This window comes from Arthrobacter sp. R1-13 (assembly GCF_054161475.1).
Genome location: NZ_CP096420.1, coordinates 3,552,888 through 3,571,125 on the forward strand (window position 1 = coordinate 3,552,888; position 18,238 = coordinate 3,571,125).

At 62.0% G+C, this 18,238-nt stretch carries 18 protein-coding genes; 5 read left to right on the forward strand and 13 right to left on the reverse strand.

Annotated features, from left to right (window positions below; all coding sequences use genetic code 11):
• Nucleotides 1-8: 8 nt before the first annotated feature.
• Together M1D88_RS16470 and M1D88_RS16475 are read right to left on the reverse strand one after the other, a co-directional pair.
• Nucleotides 9-623, reverse strand: coding sequence for a TlpA family protein disulfide reductase (locus tag M1D88_RS16470; protein WP_458111818.1), 615 nt, complete (start codon nt 621-623; stop codon nt 9-11).
• A 2-nt stretch (nt 624-625) separates the two neighbouring features.
• A complete protein-coding gene (locus M1D88_RS16475; RefSeq protein WP_458111819.1) occupies nt 626-1,291 on the reverse strand; it encodes a histidine phosphatase family protein in 666 nt (221 codons plus the stop codon).
• Nucleotides 1,292-1,504: 213 nt separating this feature from the next.
• On the opposite strand from M1D88_RS16475, the gene M1D88_RS16480 reads away from it, so the two are divergent.
• From M1D88_RS16480 to M1D88_RS16490, 3 genes are all read left to right on the forward strand, one after another.
• Nucleotides 1,505-2,053 carry a YceI family protein gene (locus M1D88_RS16480; protein WP_458111820.1) on the forward strand — a complete coding sequence of 183 codons (549 nt, stop codon included), beginning with the start codon at nt 1,505-1,507 and terminating at the stop codon, nt 2,051-2,053.
• Between the two features lie 275 nt (nt 2,054-2,328).
• Complete coding sequence (locus M1D88_RS16485) at nt 2,329-2,985, forward strand: hypothetical protein (protein ID WP_458111821.1); 657 nt, start codon at nt 2,329-2,331, stop codon at nt 2,983-2,985.
• A gap of 229 nt (nt 2,986-3,214) precedes the next feature.
• Nucleotides 3,215-4,078 (forward strand): hypothetical protein, encoded by an 864-nt coding sequence (locus M1D88_RS16490; RefSeq protein WP_458111822.1) that lies wholly within the window; start codon nt 3,215-3,217, stop codon nt 4,076-4,078.
• 90 nt (nt 4,079-4,168) lie between these two features.
• Here the strand turns inward: M1D88_RS16490 and M1D88_RS16495 are convergent, their stop codons facing one another.
• Together M1D88_RS16495 and M1D88_RS16500 are read right to left on the reverse strand one after the other, a co-directional pair.
• Nucleotides 4,169-4,864, reverse strand: coding sequence for a redox-sensing transcriptional repressor Rex (locus M1D88_RS16495; RefSeq protein WP_247042317.1), 696 nt, complete (start codon nt 4,862-4,864; stop codon nt 4,169-4,171).
• Nucleotides 4,865-4,959: 95 nt separating this feature from the next.
• Complete coding sequence (locus M1D88_RS16500; protein ID WP_458111823.1) at nt 4,960-5,214, reverse strand: glutaredoxin family protein; 255 nt, start codon at nt 5,212-5,214, stop codon at nt 4,960-4,962.
• A gap of 129 nt (nt 5,215-5,343) precedes the next feature.
• Between M1D88_RS16500 and M1D88_RS16505 the strand changes: the two genes are divergently transcribed.
• The gene (locus M1D88_RS16505) at nt 5,344-6,162 is read left to right on the forward strand and encodes an HAD family hydrolase (RefSeq protein WP_458111824.1); all 819 of its coding nucleotides are present in this window, start codon (nt 5,344-5,346) and stop codon (nt 6,160-6,162) included.
• A gap of 93 nt (nt 6,163-6,255) precedes the next feature.
• On the opposite strand, the gene M1D88_RS16510 is transcribed toward M1D88_RS16505, so the two are convergent.
• From M1D88_RS16510 to M1D88_RS16545, 8 genes are all read right to left on the reverse strand, one after another.
• Nucleotides 6,256-6,354: a 30S ribosomal protein bS22 gene (locus M1D88_RS16510; protein WP_003792170.1), complete on the reverse strand. Its 99-nt coding sequence runs from the start codon at nt 6,352-6,354 to the stop codon at nt 6,256-6,258.
• Nucleotides 6,355-6,505: 151 nt separating this feature from the next.
• The gene (locus M1D88_RS16515) at nt 6,506-6,718 is read right to left on the reverse strand and encodes a helix-turn-helix domain-containing protein (protein ID WP_247042322.1); all 213 of its coding nucleotides are present in this window, start codon (nt 6,716-6,718) and stop codon (nt 6,506-6,508) included.
• Nucleotides 6,719-6,881: 163 nt separating this feature from the next.
• Nucleotides 6,882-8,000, reverse strand: a complete 1,119-nt coding sequence (locus M1D88_RS16520; RefSeq protein WP_458111825.1) for a 3-deoxy-7-phosphoheptulonate synthase — start codon at nt 7,998-8,000, stop codon at nt 6,882-6,884.
• A gap of 270 nt (nt 8,001-8,270) precedes the next feature.
• Entirely contained in the window at nt 8,271-10,823 is a 2,553-nt protein-coding gene (locus M1D88_RS16525) for a glycoside hydrolase family 95 protein (RefSeq protein WP_458111826.1), read from the reverse strand.
• Nucleotides 10,824-10,917: 94 nt separating this feature from the next.
• Nucleotides 10,918-12,426: a rhamnulokinase gene (locus tag M1D88_RS16530; protein WP_458111827.1), complete on the reverse strand. Its 1,509-nt coding sequence runs from the start codon at nt 12,424-12,426 to the stop codon at nt 10,918-10,920.
• Nucleotides 12,423-14,480, reverse strand: coding sequence for a bifunctional aldolase/short-chain dehydrogenase (locus M1D88_RS16535; RefSeq protein WP_458114556.1), 2,058 nt, complete (start codon nt 14,478-14,480; stop codon nt 12,423-12,425). Before M1D88_RS16535 ends, M1D88_RS16530 begins: the two co-directional genes overlap by 4 nt.
• A gap of 8 nt (nt 14,481-14,488) precedes the next feature.
• Complete coding sequence (gene rhaI, locus M1D88_RS16540; RefSeq protein ID WP_458111828.1) at nt 14,489-15,655, reverse strand: L-rhamnose isomerase; 1,167 nt, start codon at nt 15,653-15,655, stop codon at nt 14,489-14,491.
• A gap of 28 nt (nt 15,656-15,683) precedes the next feature.
• Nucleotides 15,684-16,025: an L-rhamnose mutarotase gene (locus tag M1D88_RS16545; RefSeq protein ID WP_458111829.1), complete on the reverse strand. Its 342-nt coding sequence runs from the start codon at nt 16,023-16,025 to the stop codon at nt 15,684-15,686.
• A 274-nt stretch (nt 16,026-16,299) separates the two neighbouring features.
• On the opposite strand from M1D88_RS16545, the gene M1D88_RS16550 reads away from it, so the two are divergent.
• Nucleotides 16,300-17,337 carry a LacI family DNA-binding transcriptional regulator gene (locus M1D88_RS16550; RefSeq protein ID WP_458111830.1) on the forward strand — a complete coding sequence of 346 codons (1,038 nt, stop codon included), beginning with the start codon at nt 16,300-16,302 and terminating at the stop codon, nt 17,335-17,337.
• Here the strand turns inward: M1D88_RS16550 and M1D88_RS16555 are convergent.
• Complete coding sequence (locus M1D88_RS16555) at nt 17,332-18,219, reverse strand: glycosyltransferase family 2 protein (RefSeq protein ID WP_458111831.1); 888 nt, start codon at nt 18,217-18,219, stop codon at nt 17,332-17,334. The two genes, M1D88_RS16550 and M1D88_RS16555, sit on opposite strands and share 6 nt — an antisense overlap.
• Between the last annotated feature and the right edge of the window lie 19 nt (nt 18,220-18,238).

The window sequence follows — 18,238 nt, forward strand, 5'->3', positions numbered from 1 at the left end:
AACCGCCGCTACTCAGCCACGGCCGCGGCGATGAGGGCCTTCAGGGTGCCTTTTTCGATTTCCCCGAGGACGCGGGAAGCCACCCTGCCAGCCTTGTCCAGGACGAGCGTGGTGGGAACAGCCCCAGGCGGAACCAGGCCGGAAACGGCCAGCAGGACTCCGCCATCCTTATCGTTGAAGCTGGGGTAGGTCAGGCCGAATGTTTTATCGAACGCCTCTGCCGTCGCTTTTTCGTCCCTCAGGTTGACGCCGTAGAACTGCACAGCCTGATCTTTGAACTCCTGGTGCAGTTCTTCCAGCAACGGCGCTTCCACACGGCATGGGGCGCACGCTGCGAACCAGAAGTTGAGCACAGTGACCTTGCCCTGGAAATCCGCCGGTTCAATGGTGGTGCCATCGAACAAGGCCCCCTTGATACCCACCGCTGCTTTGCGATCAGTGGCCGCGAACTCTGTGACGGAGCCATCCCCCGCAACGTAGTTCTTGTTGTCCCCTGCCTTAGCCTGCTTGGCCAGGGCGTCCTCTTGGGCACAAGAAGACAGGCCCAGCGTGAGCGCGGCCAGTGCAGCACCGCCGGCAGCCAGGACGCTGCGGCGTGAGGTGTTGGGATTGGTGCCTTGCATGCTCAGGCTCCAGGGGTGTTGGAGGCACCCGGAAGGAGTGCTGCGGCGGGCTCGGTGTAGTCGACGCGCACCAGTGCGCCGTCGTGGTCAAAAACCAGGGAGGTCAGGGAGGTCAGGGTGCACTCACGCTTCCGCGGATCATGCCAGAGCGGCTTGCCTTCTGCGCTGAGCCTGGTGGCCCAGATGGGAAGCTGGTGTGCCACCAAAATGGCCTCCGCGCCGTCGCCGCCCAGTTCCAGTGCCTTGAGCCGGGCATCCTGGACTGCAGCCATCACGCGGTTGGCCTGCTCTTTGTACGGCTCACCCCAGGAAGGGCGGAAAGGATTGACAAGGCGCGGCCAGTGCCTCGGCCTGCGGAGCTCGGCCTTAGTGACCTTCATGCCTTCAAAGTAGTTTTCGGCTTCGACGATGCGTTCTTCGACGGCGATGTCCAGCCTGAGCGCCTCGGAAATCGGGAGCGCCGTTTCCTGGGCCCGGGTCAGCGGTGACGCAGCAAGGTAGACGATATTTGCCCCATGCGAAGCCCGCTCACGGAAGTGCTCCGCCAGGGTGCGCGCCATCTCCCGTCCAAGCTCCGAGAGATGAAACTCGGGCAGGCGTCCATAGAGGACTCCGGCGGGATTGTGGACTTCGCCATGGCGAAGCAAATGAACGGTGGTTTGGGGCATGTATACAAGTTTCTCAAAGATGACGGGCGATCTGAAATCTTCTACAAGAAGTAGAACTAGGGGCCCCGAAAAAAAGTTCCGCCCAATCGGAATAAAAGATGCAAATGCATGTTTATACTGGGTGAAGCGATTAGTTGAGGCTTCAACAGATGATGGTTCAACTAATGACGAGATGGCCTTCAACCCGAACTTCGCATAACAAGGAGAACTAAAATGTCACTTCCCACCAACCTCACCACCGGCACCTGGACCCTCGACTCCTCGCACAGCGAAATCGGGTTTACCGTACGCCACGCAGGCATCAGCAAGGTCCGCGGCCAGTTCAAGGAAGCTACGGCCACCCTCGATCTGGCAGACAATGTCGCAGATTCCAAGGTCAATGCGACTATCCAGACCGCCAGCTTCGACTCCGGCGACGTCAACCGTGACGGCCACGTCCGCGGCGAAGACTTTTTCGACGTCGAGAAGTTCCCGGAGATCTCCTTCGTCTCCAACGGCATTGTGCCTAAGGGTGACGGCTATGAGCTGCAGGGCGATCTCACCATCAAGGGAGTCACCCGTTCGGTTGCCCTCGAGACCGAATTCAACGGAGCAGCCGTTGACCCGTTCGGCAACACCCGGGCAGGCGTCTCTGCTGAAACCACCATCAGCCGCAAGGACTTCGGCCTCACCTGGAACGCAGTCCTCGAAGCCGGCGGTGTCCTGGTCAGCGACAAGGTTGCCATCAACCTTGAGCTGGCCTTCATCGCTCCGGCTGCCTAGCAGGCCGAAGCTGCTCAGCGGACATCGCTCCGCTGATTCCACGCCTCCGCTTCGGCGGGCATATTTCATGACCTGCACCCCTGTTCCAGCTAGTCTGGGACAGGGGCGCGGAGTTTAAGGGTCCACCAAAGACCAAGCGTCCTGATGGCGTTTCCGGCCGGACAGCTGTAGCTCGGCAGGCTCTTCGTACAACGATTGTAAATTCTTGGCTATTTACGGCGAGTTAGCCCAAAGTTGCCTAGATAACAGGGGACCCGCCGTCTACAGTGAAAGCCATGACCAACCCAAGTGATGCCCCTCAGCCGGAACAACCCGGCAGCCAGCCGTCTGACGGCAATGTTCCGCCCACCCCTTACCAACAGCCCCCGTCCTATCAGACACCGCAGGGCCAGCAGCCGCCCCAGGGATATCCGGCCGGCAACTACCAGACGCCAGACGGCTACCAGGCGCCCGGGCAGCCTGGTTATGGCGCCCCCGCCGGAGCTGCCAACAACGCACCACCAGCAGGCCTCGGCTACGCCGCCCCCGCCCGCAACACGCTTGCATTGGATTTCAACAACATCAAAGAGCGCGTGACTAACACCCAGGGTGTACCCCAGCAACTGGTTATTTCCTATTGGCTCTGGATTGGCGCAGCTGTGCTCGGTGTTGTGGCTAGCCTCGTGGCCATGGTCGGTGCCGCAGGTGGCTTTGCTGGTGTCGGACTGATCTTCAGCCTGATTTGGGCCGCCGTCTACATCTTCATTGCCATCCGGCTCAAGGAAGGTGCCCGTTGGGCCAGGCTGGTCCTGACGATTTTGGGTGGCTTGTCGGTTTTGGCGCTCCCCTTCACGTTGTTCACCGGAGGCCTGAGCTTGATCGGGACGGCAGTAACTATCGCGGCAGCCGTCATGATGTGGCTGCCCCAGTCCCAGCAACACTTCAAGGGCTGATACAGCAAAACTAGGGACGTAACCACGTCCCATCGGGTTAGTTAAGCATTGAAGGCCGCGGCTGGGAAGCTCCCTGCCGCGGCCTTCCAAATCCAACAGGAATACCTCTTGCGAATGATCCACATGCCGCACCAAGCGTTGTACGGTGGAAGCAAGACCATGCTGGGGGCAGGGGCATCACACTGATCCCGGTAGCCGATTTTCGAAGTCGACACATGAAGGATCGAACATGAGCACTCCCCCAGTCCCTCCCGCCAACCAGGACGAGCCTGAGTCTGGCGGCAAGAACGCGCCGCAGTACGATCAGAACAATCCGCAGCAGCCCCAGTACGGGCAAAACGCTCCGCAGTACGGCCAGAACGCTCCCCAGCAGCCGCAGTACGGGGCGCCCCAGTACGGCCAGAATGCTCCTCAGCACCCACAGTATGGGGCACCCCAGTATGGCCAGAACGCTCCCCAACAGCCGCAGTACGGGGCGCCACAATACGGCCAGAACCCGCCGCAGCAGCAGTTCGGCCAGCCCCAGCAAGGCCAGTCTCCCTATGGCCAGTCGCCTTACGGTCAGTCACCGTACTCGCAGTACCCTTCCGAGCTTCCATCTGCCGGAAACAGCAACCGGCCCCCGCAGGTGGACCTCGCCTTTTGGCTGATCATCGGCGCCGGTGTGCTGTCGTTCATCAGTGCCATGGTGTTGGCATTCTCGGGTGGAGATTTCTTCACCCAAATGATGCAGGAACAGGCCCAGCTGCAGGGCACGGAACTGCCCCCCGGCACCATTGAGGGAATGCAGGGAATGATGGTAGGTGCCAGCATCGTGGGCGGTCTCATCTCCCTGGGACTCTACGCCCTCGTGGCCTTTCCTGTACGCAACGGAAAGAACTGGGCACGCATCCTGGGTACTGTCTTCGCGGGCATCTCGGTGTTTGGACTCTTCAGCGTCTTCAGCATGGGTCCTACGTACGGCGTGCTGCAGATCCTCGTCATTCTGATGGGAGTCGCGGGCATCGTACTCCTGTACTTGCCGGCCAATTCGCCGTACTTCCAGAAGCAGCAGCCGTTCGCCAATCCTTACTCCCAGCCGTACGGCCGCTAGAACTCAGGGCCACATAAAGTCATACGGCCGCTAGGAGCCAGGGCCACATAGATCCATGCTGAGGGCGCAGGCCCGGCGGAGCAGAGTAACTTACTCCAGCTCTTCCGGGGCCTGCGTCCTTTGTGCGTGGTAGGCCAGAATCTGCAGTTCCGTGGCCATGTCTACCTTGCGCAGGTTTACTCCGGGCGGAACCTGCAGCATCACGGGGGCGAAGCTCAGAATGCTCCTCACGCCGGCTGCCACCACCCTGTCACACACACTTTGGGCTACGGCGGCAGGCAGCGCCAGGACCACCATGTTCGCTCCCGTCCGCTGGAGCACCGCTTCCATGTCGGCAGCGTCACTCACACGCAGCCATCCCACTTCGTTGCCTACGATCATCTGGTCGGCGTCGAAAATGGCCACGACATCAAAGCCCCGCGATTCGAATCCGCCATACCTTGCCAGGGCTTTCCCGAGGTTACCGGCACCGACGATAGCGACTTTCCAGTCCTTGGTGAGACCGAGGGCCGCAGAAATGTGCCGGCTCAGGTACTGAACCTCGTAGCCCACGCCGCGGGTCCCGTAGGAACCCACATGCGAGAGGTCTTTGCGCAGGGTAGCTGAGCTCACGCCCGAGGCTTCGGCAAGTGATTCCGAGGATACCCTGTCCACGCCTTCGGCAAGCATGGTGGTCAGGGCGCGCAAATAGAGGGTGAGCCGTGCCACGGCTGCGGGCGGAATCTGCTTTGCAGCGGTTCCGGAATCCCCGCGGACTGCTTCCGGGGATGAATCGAGCGAAGTCACATCTGCTCCATTGCGTCGCGTTGTGAGTCCACTCTAGGGCCCCACGACTTGTGTCAACAAAAGCGGAACGACGTCATCCGGGCTCGGGCCGAGGCCTACTTCGCCATGGCTTCCTGTAGAACCCTCGTCAGCCGGGCCTCGTCGATCTTCCAGAAGTCCCGCTGGATCCCGTCGACCACCACCACCGGAATCTCTTCGGCGTAGCGCTCACGGAGCTCCGCGTCTTTGTCCACCAACTGTTCCCGCCACTCCAGTCCCAGTCCGGCAGTGACGCGGTCGACGGCGTCGCGCGCGGCACTGCAGAGATGGCAGTTTGCTTTGGTGAGCAGGAGGACGTCTGGTTTTGCCATGGTTCCACGGTAGCCGGGCTGTCCGCCGTCGTCGACGCCACTGGCCTGAACCGCCCTCAGGTATCCCGCTCGCACAGCAACAGAACGCCACAGGCGGCGGCGATGCCGAGCATTGACTAGACTCGTGGCATGCCCGAGGAGAAGTACGTTGCTGTGGCCCGCCGCCCGGTTGCCACCCAGCAACACGGCGAGGCCGCCTTCTTCGACGTCGATAACACCCTGATGAAGGGTGCCAGCCTGTTCCACGTGGCACGGAAAATGCATCAGCGGGGGACGTTCACGCTGACCCAGGCTGCTGGTTTCGCGTGGAAGCAGTTCAAGTTTGTGATTCGCGGGGAGAACCTCGACGACGTCCACGCCGTCCGCGATTCAGCCCTTCTGCTTGCGGCCGGCATCACGGTCGAGGACATCAAGGTCCTGGGCGAAGAGGTCTTTGACGAGATGATCGCGTCCAGGATCTGGCCCGGAGCCAAGGCCCTGGCCCAGCAGCACCTTCGGGTTGGCAGGAAAGTCTGGCTGGTAACGGCAACTCCCATCGAAGTAGCCACCGTTATATCGACCCGCCTCGGACTGACCGGGGCCCTTGGCACGGTCGGAGAAATCAAGGACGGCGTCTATACGGGCAAACTGGTGGGCGAGATCCTCCACGGGGCAGCCAAGGCCGTGGCAGTGCAGGCCATCGCCGACGAGGAAGGCCTGGAGCTCAAGAGGTGCTGGGCCTACAGCGACTCCCACAATGACATCCCGTTGCTCAGCATGGTGGGGCATCCCGTGGCCATCAACCCCGATGCACGCCTCCGCCGGCATGCCCGGGAGAACAACTGGCCGGTCTACGATTTCCGCTCCGGACGCCGCGCAGCAACGCTCGGCCTGAAGGCAGCCACGGTCTGCGGCGCCGTCTACGGCCTCTGGAAGGGCTTCTCGCGCTTCCGCGGCCCCACTATCTAGCAGAGCCGCACACCGCTGCAGCACCAAGGAGCAAGGACGCAAAAATGCCCGCTACCTCGAAAGGCAACGGGCATTGACGCTTTGGAAGTATTACTACTTCTTATTGCGACGCTGGTGGCGCGTCTTACGAAGCAACTTGCGGTGCTTCTTCTTGGCCATACGCTTGCGACGCTTCTTGATAACTGAACCCACGAAAGTTCCTTACAAACTAGATGCGTACCTGTCTGATGGAAAAGGTCCGTGGACTAAGCAACAGACTGTACAACTGACAGATTCTTACAATGACGTAAAACGTTCCTTAACAGCCTACCGCTTATCCGGAGCGCAAACTGACGGCGACGACTCACGCCGTCTCGGATTGGCCCTCCACGACGGCGCGCTTCAGGTACTGTTCGACGGCGGACTCCGGTACCCGGAACGAGCGGCCAAAGCGGACGGCGGGCATATCCCCCGAATGAACCAGGCGATAAACGGTCATCTTAGAGACGCGCATGACCTCAGCCACTTCGGCCACGGTCAAGAACTTCGCGTTGGAGAAGTTCGACTCTGCGGACATTTCCCATATTCCTTTGCTCTCAGCATTCTGCGGCAACCTGTATTCTGCGGGTGCGGCGATGCTGAGCCATCGAACAACCGTGTGCTAGTTACTCTAGAGGCAGTTGGGGCCAATGTGAAAGGCGTAGTGGCGAAACTACGCGTTCGCCTCTAGCAAGTAGCCATTACTCGGCCAAGGAAATCCTGCGTTTCCGGGCCGAAGCGGCAAGCTGCCCGAGCACGGACACCGTCACGTCCCACTCCATGCAGGCGTCGGTCACACTTTGGCCGTAAAGCAATTCGGCAGTTCCGTTGGAATCCGTGACGTCCAGGTTCTGGGCGCCGCCTACGAGGAAGCTTTCCAGCATCACCCCGGCGATGGCCTTTGCGGAGCCGCCGCCCTCCTCCAGCTGGGCACCGATTTCGAAGGCGACTTCCGCCTGGCGGTGGTGGCTTTTCCCGCTGTTCGCGTGGCTCGCATCCACAATCAGGCGCGGGTTCAGGTTCTTCGCTGCAAGACGGGAAGAAGCGGCTTCGACGTCGGCTGCTGAGTAATTGGGGCCCTTGCGGCCGCCACGGAGAATGACGTGCGTGTCCGGGTTGCCGGCCGTCGCCACGAGAGCAGCTTTGCCGTCGTCGTCAATTCCCAGGAAAGCCTGGGCCGCGCCGGCGGCGCTGCACGCGTCAACGGCAACCTGGAGGTCGCCGTCGGTACCATTCTTGAAGCCGATGGGCATGGAGAGCCCGGACGCCAACTGCCGGTGGATCTGGCTTTCCGTGGTGCGTGCACCAATGGCACCCCAGGAGACCAGGTCTGCCGTGTACTGGGGGCTGATGGGCTCGAGGAATTCCGTGGCGGTTGGGAGCCCCAAGGCTGTTACTTGCTGGAGGAAGCTTCGGGCTGCACGGAGGCCTGTGGCAATGTCGTGGCTGCCATCCAGGTGGGGGTCGTTGATGAGCCCCTTCCAGCCCACGGTGGTCCGCGGCTTTTCAAAGTACGCCCGCATCACGATAAGCAGGTCTTCCTTGTGCTTCTCGGCCTGGCTCACGAGCCTGCGGGCGTATTCCAGCCCGGCCTTCGGATCGTGAATGGAGCAGGGACCCACGATCACCAGCAGGCGGTCGTCCAGGCCGTCCATGACAGCGCGGACTTCATCACGGCCCCGCCCGACGACGTCGGTCACCCTCGCGTCGAGCGGAAGCTCGGCGATCATCTCGTGGGGAGTGGGGAGCGCAGTGAACTTGCTGATCCTCAAGTTCGAGGTGGAATGTTGGGGATTGGCGGCGGCTGCTGTGGTGCTCATGGGGTCCTGTTCCAGATAGGAGCGGGCCCTGGTCAGAACCCGCCGGAGAAATGGCGAAGGGCAGAGAATGATCTCTGCCCTGTTGGCTCTGAAGGAAAGTTGGGTGCGTGTCAGTTAGACGCGGGCTCCTCCAGAGCCAACGAAAAATACGCATACCAACGGTTAGTCATAGCCACACCATAACCGGGCCGGGTCCGTCAGGGCAAAATTCCGCTAAATTGTGCCCGTCATCTCCCGTCGCATGTGCTCATGAAATGTCGGCCGCTGGACTTATCCAGCGGCATCCTGCTGTTCCTGTACCCAGCCGGCCAGGTCCAGCTTCGTCTCCCGTTGTGCGTCGAGTACAACTTCCTGGGTCCGCCCGCCGTACCTGACCGTTATTGTCCGCAGCTGGGAGCCCGGCTGCAATGTAAAGGACGCCCTCTCCAGCTTCCCGCTTTTCCAGGCCAAGGAAACCGCGACGCCGGGACGGGCCCGGAGTCCGGATACCTCACCATCGGCCAACTCGACAGGCAGGGCGGGCAGGAGCTCGATTTCGCCGCGATGGCTCTGAACAAGGCACTCCGCGACAGCCGCGATGTATCCAAGGTTCCCGTCGATCTGGAACGGTGGATGGGCGGCAAAGAGGTTGGGATAGAGGCCGCCGCCGAAGCCGGAATACCCGTCCCTGCCCGCCGGCATTCCACGGTAGAACAGGCGCATCAGGGCGGTGACTTTTTCGGGCTCCCTTAGGCGCGCCCTCATAACCATTTTCCAGGCCAGGGACCACCCCGTCGAATCGTCACCGCGGCCGTCCAGGCTGGCCCGAACAGCCGCCTCGAGCTCTGCATCCAGCGGTTCGTCGCCGGGATACGCCAGATAGAGATGGCTTATGTGCCTGTGCTCCTCTTCCCACTCGGGCGGCTCAGCCAGCCACTCCCGCAGCCTGCCGTTGGCTCCGGGCGCCGGCCGCGGAATCATCGGCAGCGCGGCCCTTGCTTCCTTCACCACAAGATCATCCTCCAACCCGAGCATCACCGCCAGGGACTCGACCATGCCGAGCACGTCCCGGCACAGGGTCAGGTCCATGGAGGAGGAAGCGGCCACAGCAGCCTTTACAGGCTGGTTTGTCGCGGCGCTGTCTGTGCCGGCCCGATGTACCCCCGGCCCGTTTCCGGACGCCTTGAAACTGTTCTCCGGAGAGGTGGAAGGACTTGTCCCGAGGGAACCGTCGGGAAATTCGATCAAGAGATCCAACAGGAACTCAGCGTGTCCGCGGATGGCCGGCCACGCCCGTTCGAGGGCGAAGTCACGGTCAGCTCCGAACTGCAGATGCTCCCACAGATGCCGGACAAGCCATGCTCCGCCCATGGGCCAGAAAGACCATTCGGGTGAGTGGGTGCCGTGGCCAACGGGTTTGCTGTAGCCCCAGATATCCGAATTGTGATGGACGGTCCAGCCCCGGGCTCCGTAGTACTCCTTGGCGGTTGCGGCTCCAGTTACCTGGAGGGCCTCGACTAATCCAAAGAGCGGCTCCACACACTCGCCCAGGCCAGCCACCTCCGCTCCCCAATAGTTCATCTCGAGGTTGACGTTGGTGGTGAAGTTTGAGCTCCACGGCGGCAGCATCTTGTCATTCCAGATTCCCTGCAGGTTGGCAGGAGTACCGCCGGGCCTGGAACTCGAGATCAGCAGATACCGGCCATAGTTGAAGAGCAACGCTCCCAGCCCTGGATCGGCAGCTAAAGGACCCTTCGGGTGGGAATTCGCCAAGGCCAGTCGTTGAGCGGTGTTGGTGCCGGCCGCTTCTCCGGTGCGCCTGTCTCCCGGCCCAAGGCGGAGACTGGTTGAGCTGTACAGCGCGCCATGGCTCTCCTCATGCCGGCGCAGGAGGGACTCCGGCCCCATCTTCCTGGCGGCCTCCAAAGTTGCTCTCACAGCATCAGCCACCTGTGCAGATGAGCCTTGGGGTTGGCGGCCCATCCCCTCGAAGGTGGTGGCACCACTCACATAAATCACCGCGTGCTTTACACCAGTTGCCCACGGACCTTTCGGACCTTCAACGCCTTCCGCACCTTTAGCAGAACCGGGGCCGAAAGCGGCGCCGGTAACGCCGTCCTGCTCCAAAAGCGCGGTGACTGCCCCTTGCAAACTGAGCGAATCATCATCCGAATACTTGATTTCCCCGGTGCCGTGACTTGGTGCCACATCGGCTGGCAGCTTGAGCTCAAGGCCTGTCAGTAACTGGGTTCCCGCGCTGTGGCGAATCCTCCCTGTGCGCTTGGTAACCAGCAGCGGGGAATCCAGTGCCAGCGAAATTTCCAGACCGCCAGGGAGCTCGGTGTCCACCGTTATTGCCAACACTGATGGGCTGTGGCTGATGAAGGCTTCAACCCTGACTTCATGGCCCGAAAGCCTGTACCGCGTGCTGGTCACCCCACGCGCCAAATCCAGGCTGCGGGAATAATTCTCAGGCACATCGCCGCCATCTGCGTCGCCGAGGTGCACAGGGTTGAGTGACAGCACCAGGTCCGAAAACGGAAGGAAAGTCTGCGAATGCCGGTGCTGCAGTGCCTTCAGGGCTTCGTGGGCGGCGGGGTAGTTTTCCCTGGCGATGAGTTCACGCACACGTGCCAGGATGCCGTCCGCCTCCTGACGGCTGAAGTGCGGTTCCAGTTCCTGGCTGTGCGGCGAACCGGACCAAGCTGTCCCGTGATTGATTTGGAACCGATGATGCCGTGGTCCACCAAAAACCATCGCTCCGAGGAAGCCGTTTCCCAAGGGGAGTGCTTCAAGCCAATGATGGGCAGGACTGTCGTACACCAAGGCGTCGTCGGGATGCATGGCTGCCATTCTAGGAGGAAGAGGTCCGATGTCCCAAGGCAATTGGCCAACAAGGTTACCGAGTATTCTTCCCCTGCGCGAAGAATGATCCGATCTATACGTGGGGCGATGCTAACGCAGGCTCATAGGTTTCCAGCCTCGACGACCTCAGAACCTGTTGCCGAAGCTCCGTCAGGGTTCCGCCCAACGCTCCCGCAGCACGCGCCTGAACGAGGATGTTTCCCAAGGCAGTCGCCTCAACGGGTCCTGCAACCACAGGTTTCCCGGTGGAGTCGGCTGTCAGCTGGCAGAGCAACCGGTTCTGGGACCCGCCCCCCACAATGTGCACCACGTCCACCGGTGTTCCCGAGAGCCGCTCGGCGTCAGCAATGGTCCGGGCATAGCCCGCGGCGAGGCTGTCCAGGATGCAGCGCACGATCGCGGCCGGCTGCTCCGAAAGCACGGTCCCGGTAACCCGGGCAGCGGATCGGATGCGGTCAGGCATGTCCTCCGGGGCGATGAAATACGAATCGTCGGCGTTGACCACCGGGCCACCCGAGGGCAGCGCCGCCGCGGCGTCCAAGAGTTCCTCCATGGAGGGCTCATAGCCCTCCTTGGCCCAGGTGCGCTGGCACTCGCTCAGGAGCCAGAGGCCTCCTACATTCCGGAGGTAGCGGATGGTGTTGTCCACCCCGCGTTCGTTGGTGAAGTTGGCGTTCCGGCTGGCTTCGGTAAGCACCGGATGGCTCAGCTCAACGCCTACCAGTGACCAGGTGCCCGAAGAAATATAGGCAAAGTCCACCCCGCTGGCCGGCACGGCTGCCACGGCGGAGGCAGTGTCGTGAGAACCGACCGCAACCACCCGGGTCGCCTTGGGCAAACCTGTGGCTTCGGCGATCTGCGGATGCAGCGTGCCAACGGTATCGCCCGGTTGGATGAGCGGAGGGAAGAGTGTGGGAGGCAATTGCAATGCGGCGAGGAACTCGGTAGCCCACTCCCCTGCCACTGCGTCGAACAGTCCGGTGGTGGAGGCATTGGTGACTTCGGTGCGGCGCTGGCCGGTGAGCTTGAAGGCGATCAGATCCGGAATCAGCAATGCCTGCAATCCCGCCAACGATGGTTCGGCGGCCAGCTGGTAAACAGTGTTGAAGGGGAGGAACTGGAGCCCGGTGGTGGCGTAGAGCCTGGCCGGATCCAGCACTTTATGGACGCCGTTGACGGCTCCCTGCCCGCGGGGATCACGGTAGCTGTAGGGCTGGGCAACCAACTCCCCTGCGGCGTCGACCAGTCCGTAGTCCACCGCCCAGGTGTCGATCCCGATGCTGGCTATCCGGGCGCCCCGCTGGGCAGCCGCCTTGCCGGCCGCCGCGAGTCCCCTAAGGACCTCCGCGAACAGGGCGTCGAAGTCCCAGCGCAGGCCGCCGTCGGACTCCACTACCCCGTTCGGAAAGCGGTGCACCACCTCCAACCGGGACGCACCCCCGGTGATGCTTCCCAGGATCACCCGGCCCGAGGAGGCTCCGATGTCGACGGCCGCAAACAAGTTGTCGCCCGAGGCTGCCCCGTTGGATCCGGTGCCGACCGGGCCATCGGACCCGGTGCCGTTGGCGGGACTGGTACTCATCGCAGGAACGCTGCAGCTACACCAGCATCCACGGGGATATGGAGCCCGGTGGTGTGGGACAGTTCGGAGCTGGTGAGCACGGCGGCAGCGTTGGCCACGTGCTCGGGGAGGACTTCTCGCTTGAGCAGGGTCCGTTGTGCGTAGTATTTGCCCAGTTCCTGTTCGTCCACGCCATAGACGGCAGCGCGCTTGGCACCCCAACCGCCGGCGAAAATCCCGGAGCCGCGGACCACGCCGTCGGGATTGATGCCGTTGACGCGGATGCCGTACTCGCCCAGCTCGGCTGCGAGCAGCCGTACCTGGTGGGCCTGGTCAGCTTTGGTAGCCGAGTAGGCGATGTTGTTGGGGCCGGCGAAAACCGAGTTCTTGGAGGAGATGTAGATGATGTCCCCGCCCATGTCCTGCTCGATCATGACCTTCGCGGCGGCCTTCGCCACTAGGAAGGAGCCCTTAGCCATCACGTTGTGCTGCAGGTCCCAGTCCTTTTCCGTGGTTTCCAGCAGCGGCTTGGAGACGGAGAGCCCGGCGTTGTTGACCACCAGGTCAACTCCGCCGAAGGCCAGCACGGCGGCGTCGATGGCTGCGGCAACCTGGCCCTCGTCGGTGACATCTGCCTGCACTCCAATGGCGACGTCGGACCCGCCAAGTTCGGCAGCGACGGCCTGGGCGTTTTCGAGGTTCAGGTCCGCGATAACGACGCAGGCCCCTTCGGCGGCAAGCCGGGTGGCGATTGCTTTACCGATGCCCGACGCCGCCCCTGTTACCAGCGCGATGCGGGTGGCGTGTGACTTGGGCTTGGGCATGCGGGCCAGCTTGGCTTCCTCAAGCGCCCAGTATTCGATCCGGAACTTCTCGGATTCCTCGATCGGGGCGTAGGTGGAGATCGCTTCCGCGCCACGCATCACATTGATGGCGTTGATATAGAACTCACCGGCAACGCGTGCGGTCTGTTTGTTGGCCCCGAAGGAGAACATGCCCACGCCCGGGACCAGCACGATGGCCGGATCAGCACCGCGCAGGGCTGGTGAATCGGCATCCGCGTGGCGGTCGTAGTAGGCCTGGTAGTCCTCGCGGTACCCGGTGTGCAGCTCCTTGAGCCGCGCCACGGCATCCTCGATGGACGCATCAGCAGGCAGGTCCAGGATCAGCGGCTTGACCTTGGTGCGCAGGAAATGGTCCGGGCAGGAGGTACCCAGCGCTCCGAGCCTCGGATGTTCGGCGCTTTCCAGGAACTCCAGAACGACGGCGTCATCGCTGAAGTGCCCCAGTTGCGGTTTGTCCGTGGAGGCCAATCCGCGGATCACCGGTGCGAGGGCAGCCGCCTTGGCCTTCCGCTCCGCGTCCGGCAGGGGGCCGTAGCCTGGCAGTTTGGCGCCGAAGGGCTCGGCCTTGCCGTTATCGATGATGTACTTCTCGGCCTGGTCAATGATCCACAGCGAGTTCTGTTCCGCCTCCTCGCTGGTGGCGCCCCAGGCCGTGATGCCGTGGCCGCCCAGGATGGTGCCCACGGCCTGCGGATTCGCCTCCTTGATGGCGGCAATGTCGAGGCCAAGCTGGAAACCGGGGCGGCGCCAAGGGACCCAGACAACCTTGTTGCCGAAGATCTTGGCCGTCAGTGCCTCACCATCTGCTGCAGTAGCAACGGCAATCCCTGAATCCGGGTGCAGGTGGTCCACGTGGGCTGCGTCCACCAAACCGTGCATTGCCGTATCGATCGACGGAGCGGCGCCGCCCTTGCCGTGGAGGCAGTAGTCGAACGCGGCCACCATCTCGTCTTCGCGCTCAACGCCCGGATAGACACTCTTCAGCGCGTTGAGGCGATCAAGACGGAGTACAGCAAGGTTTTCGGCCCTCAGGGTGCCAAGGTCTCCACCGGATCCTTTGACCCAGAGGAGCTGGACGTCTTCGCCTGTGACAGGATCCTTTTCAGTTCCTTTTGCGGAGGTGTTCCCGCCGGCAAAGTTGGTGTTGCGCTTGTCCGCCCCGAGACGGTTGGAGCGCGAAATCAGGTCTTCGACAGTCTTGTTGCTGGCAGAGTTGCTGGCGTTTTGCATAGTGGTTTTCACGCGCCCCATCCGGCTTGCTGGCCGCCGACGCGGTCCTCGTTGATTTTCTTCTGGTAACCGCTGGCCTTGAACGCGGCCAGCGGGTCCGCGGGAAGCCCGCGGGATTCACGCCACTGGGCCAAAAGAGGCCTGACGTCGGTGTAAAAAGCATCGTTGAAGATACCGTTAGCGGCCAGCACATCCCCGGACCGCTGCGCCTCCGCGAGGGCTTCGCGGTCCACCAGCAGCGCCCGGGCAGTCATCTCCTGCACGTTGAGCACCGAGCGGATCTGCCCCGGGATCTTCTCCTCCAGGTTGTGGCACTGATCCAGCATCAAAGCCACCCCGGAGTCCTTCCCGTACCCTCCCCCGCGGATGACCTCAACCATGATCCGGAACAGCTGGAACGGATCAGCCGCGCCCACGATCAGATCATCATCGGCATAAAAACGGGAATTGAAATCAAAGGACCCCAGCTTCCCCAGCCGCAGCAACTGCATCACAATGAACTCAATGTTCGTCCCCGGCGCATGATGGCCAGTATCCAGGCACACCAACGCCTTCTCCCCCAACGCCAGCACCTGCGCATACGAGGTCCCCCAGTCCGGAACATCCGTGTGATAAAACGCCGGTTCAAAAAACTTGTACTCCAGCACCAGCCTGTGGTCCTCACCAAGACGTGCGTAAATCTCCGCCAGGGACTCCGCCAACCGGTCCTGCCGGCCCCGCAGATCATCCTGGCCCGGATAATTCGTCCCGTCAGCAAGCCAGATCTTCAGATCCCGCGAACCCGTGGCATCCATAATCTCAATGCACTCAAAATGATGCTCAATCGCCCGCCGCCGCACCGACACATCCGAGGACGTCAGCGAACCAAACCTGTACTCATCATCCTGGAACGTGTTCGAATTAATCGTCCCCAGGCCCACCCCCAGACCCGCCGCATACTCCTTCAACCCCGCGTAATCAGCAACCCTGTCCCACGGAATATGCAACGCCACCGTCGGCGCCAGACCCGTCACCTCATGGACCATGGCCGCATCAGCGATCTTCTCCTGAATCGTCCTCGGAGTCCCCGGCGTACCAAACACCCGGAAACGGGTCCCCGAATTCCCATACGCCCAAGAGGGAACCTCAATAGCAAGCTCCTCGAGCCTGCCCAGCGCCGTTGCTACGTCGTTCATAGTTGTTCTTTCCGGTGGTGAAGTGTGTTTACTGGATATCAAGGGCAGCCAGCTGGCCGTCCAGGTTGAAGACTTCCTCGAGAACCTGGAACCCTTCGTCGGGCCGCCTCTCAGAGTCCTGGAAGAGCAGGGCCATCTCGGCCTGCCAACGGCTATTGACCTCGGTCACAGCCATCCTGGCTTTCACTTCGTCAAAGTCATCGCATTCCAGATAGCCGATCAGGAGTCCGTCGGCGCCCAGGAAGAGGGAATAGTTGCGCCATCCTGCATCCTTAAGTGCCTGCAGCATCTCCGGCCACACGGCGGCGTGCCGGCGGCGGTATTCATCGCTGAGTCCTGGCTGCACTGAAGAGCGGAAGCACACTCGCATTTGGACCTCTCCTGAAGATTACTGAATCAATGTGAAAAACACTGAAGTTGAATCGTTTCATTGTTACGATTCAAAGTACTCTTGAACTCGAGCAGGTGTCAAGCAATTACCGACAGGCAAACGCATCCTCCGCCGTGGAGCAGTTCTCTTGGGCCGAAGGGCCCGGGAAAGATTCACAGGGGCGAACTCCAGCTAACGCGAAGCACAGCGTAGCTGCAGACGAGGACTACGGTGCGTCCTTCCTGAAGGCAGTAAGCAGAAGGACTGGGAGAAAATGAATCGGACAGCCAGCATTAAGGATGTTGCGAATCAGGCGGGTGTCGCCGTGGGCACGGTTTCCAACGTCTTGAACTACCCGGATCGTGTTTCCGAGCGAACCAAGGAAAGGGTCCTGAAGGCCATCGATGATCTTGGTTTCGTGCGCAATGATGCGGCCCGCCAGCTCCGAGCCGGCCACAGCAGAACCATCGGACTCATCGTGCTTGACGTGGGAAACCCCTTCTTCACTTCCGTGGTCCGTGCGGCCGAGGACGCTGCCGCGCTCCAGGGCAGTGCCGTCCTCCTCGGCGACAGCGGCCACAATGAGAGCCGCGAGTCCAACTACATTGACCTCTTCCAGGAACAGCGCGTGCAGGGACTGCTCATCTCGCCGGTAGGAGACGTGACCGCCCGACTGAATGTCCTCAGGGAACGCGGAGTGCCCACCGTTCTGGTGGACCGGCTGGCCGATGACGCGATGTTCAGCTCTGTCTCAGTCGACGACGACGAGGGTGGTTACCTGGCAGCGCGGCACTTGCTGGACATAGGCCGCCGTCGGCTCGCCTTCGTGGGCGGCCCACTATCCATTCATCAGGTGGCGGACCGCCTCCGGGGCGCCCAGCGGGCGGTTAAGGAAGAGTCCGATGCCACCCTGGAGGTCCTCGATTCCGAAGGACAGTCAGTTCTGGCGGGCAGGGGGATCGGGAACCGCCTGGTGGAGCGCCCTGCGAAGAACCTTCCGGACGGGATTTTTTGCGCCAACGATCTCCTGGCCCTGGGCGTCATGCAGTCCCTGACGATGATGCACACGCTTCGCATTCCTGAGGATATTGCTTTGATCGGCTATGACGATATCGACTTTTCTGTCTCGGCCGTGGTTCCCTTGTCCTCCATCCGCCAGCCCACTGAGGCCATTGGACGGACTGCCATCGAGCTTCTGACCGAGGAGCTGGAATCACAGCAGGTCCGGCACAGGGCTGTTGTCTTCACTCCCGAGCTTGTTGTCCGGCAGAGCACAGAAGGCGTGGCGGCGGGCGTAGACGCATCCTTATAGGTCCTGCCGGGAGTTTCCACTGACTGCCCCGAGAACGGCTTGGTAGGCTTCGACGCTCCGGTCACCGACTGTGGTGGGCGATTCCAGGTGCACGGCTCCTGACGGAAGAATGCCGGCACCGCCATGGGTTTCCATTACTTGCCACTGCGCCAGGACATCTTCGCCGCAGTGTTCACGGGGCAGTTGGCGCCAGAAGCTGAACCCTCCGGCCTCATTCAGGGCATCACGTCGATACATGGTGCACCCGCCAACCCATGCAACACGGTAGGGAACCCATTGCCCGGGCTCCAGGCCGAGTTGGGCGCTCAAATGGCTCAGGTTGGCCGCGCTGTGGAGCGGCCACCGCTCGAAGCCTGGAGCGTCCGGCCTGATTTTCTCCGGGGTAACGGGACCGTCCCAGGCGGCGAAGGACGCCATCTGTTCGGGCCGCTTGTCGTCGAGGAAAGACAACCCCTGGGGCGCCATGCCAACGAAGCCGCATTCCAAGCGGTCCAAGGCGTCGCTCATCCTCTCCAGCGCGCCGGGTTCCAGCCAGACATCGTCGTCGAGGAACAGCACCTTCTCCGCAGTCGATTGCTCCAGCAGGAACTGCCTATGCTCCGCCAGCCCCAACCGGGGCAAATGGCGGACCAGGGAAGTGGGCCTTCCCTGCGCCTCGAGCAACCGGACCATGGCTGCCGCTGCGGGATGTCCCCACCCAGGCTCAACCGATGATTGGTCGCTGACGATGACACGAAAGGGCGGGTCTGCCTGGCCAGCCAAACCAGCCAAGGTGACGGCAAGCTCGGCGGGCCGGTTACAGGTGGGAACCAGTACGTCCAGATCAACATCCTCAGTGGATCGGGCGGCACCCGCCCATTGTGCTGACGATCGTCGGCTCATACCCGACCTCCCACGGATT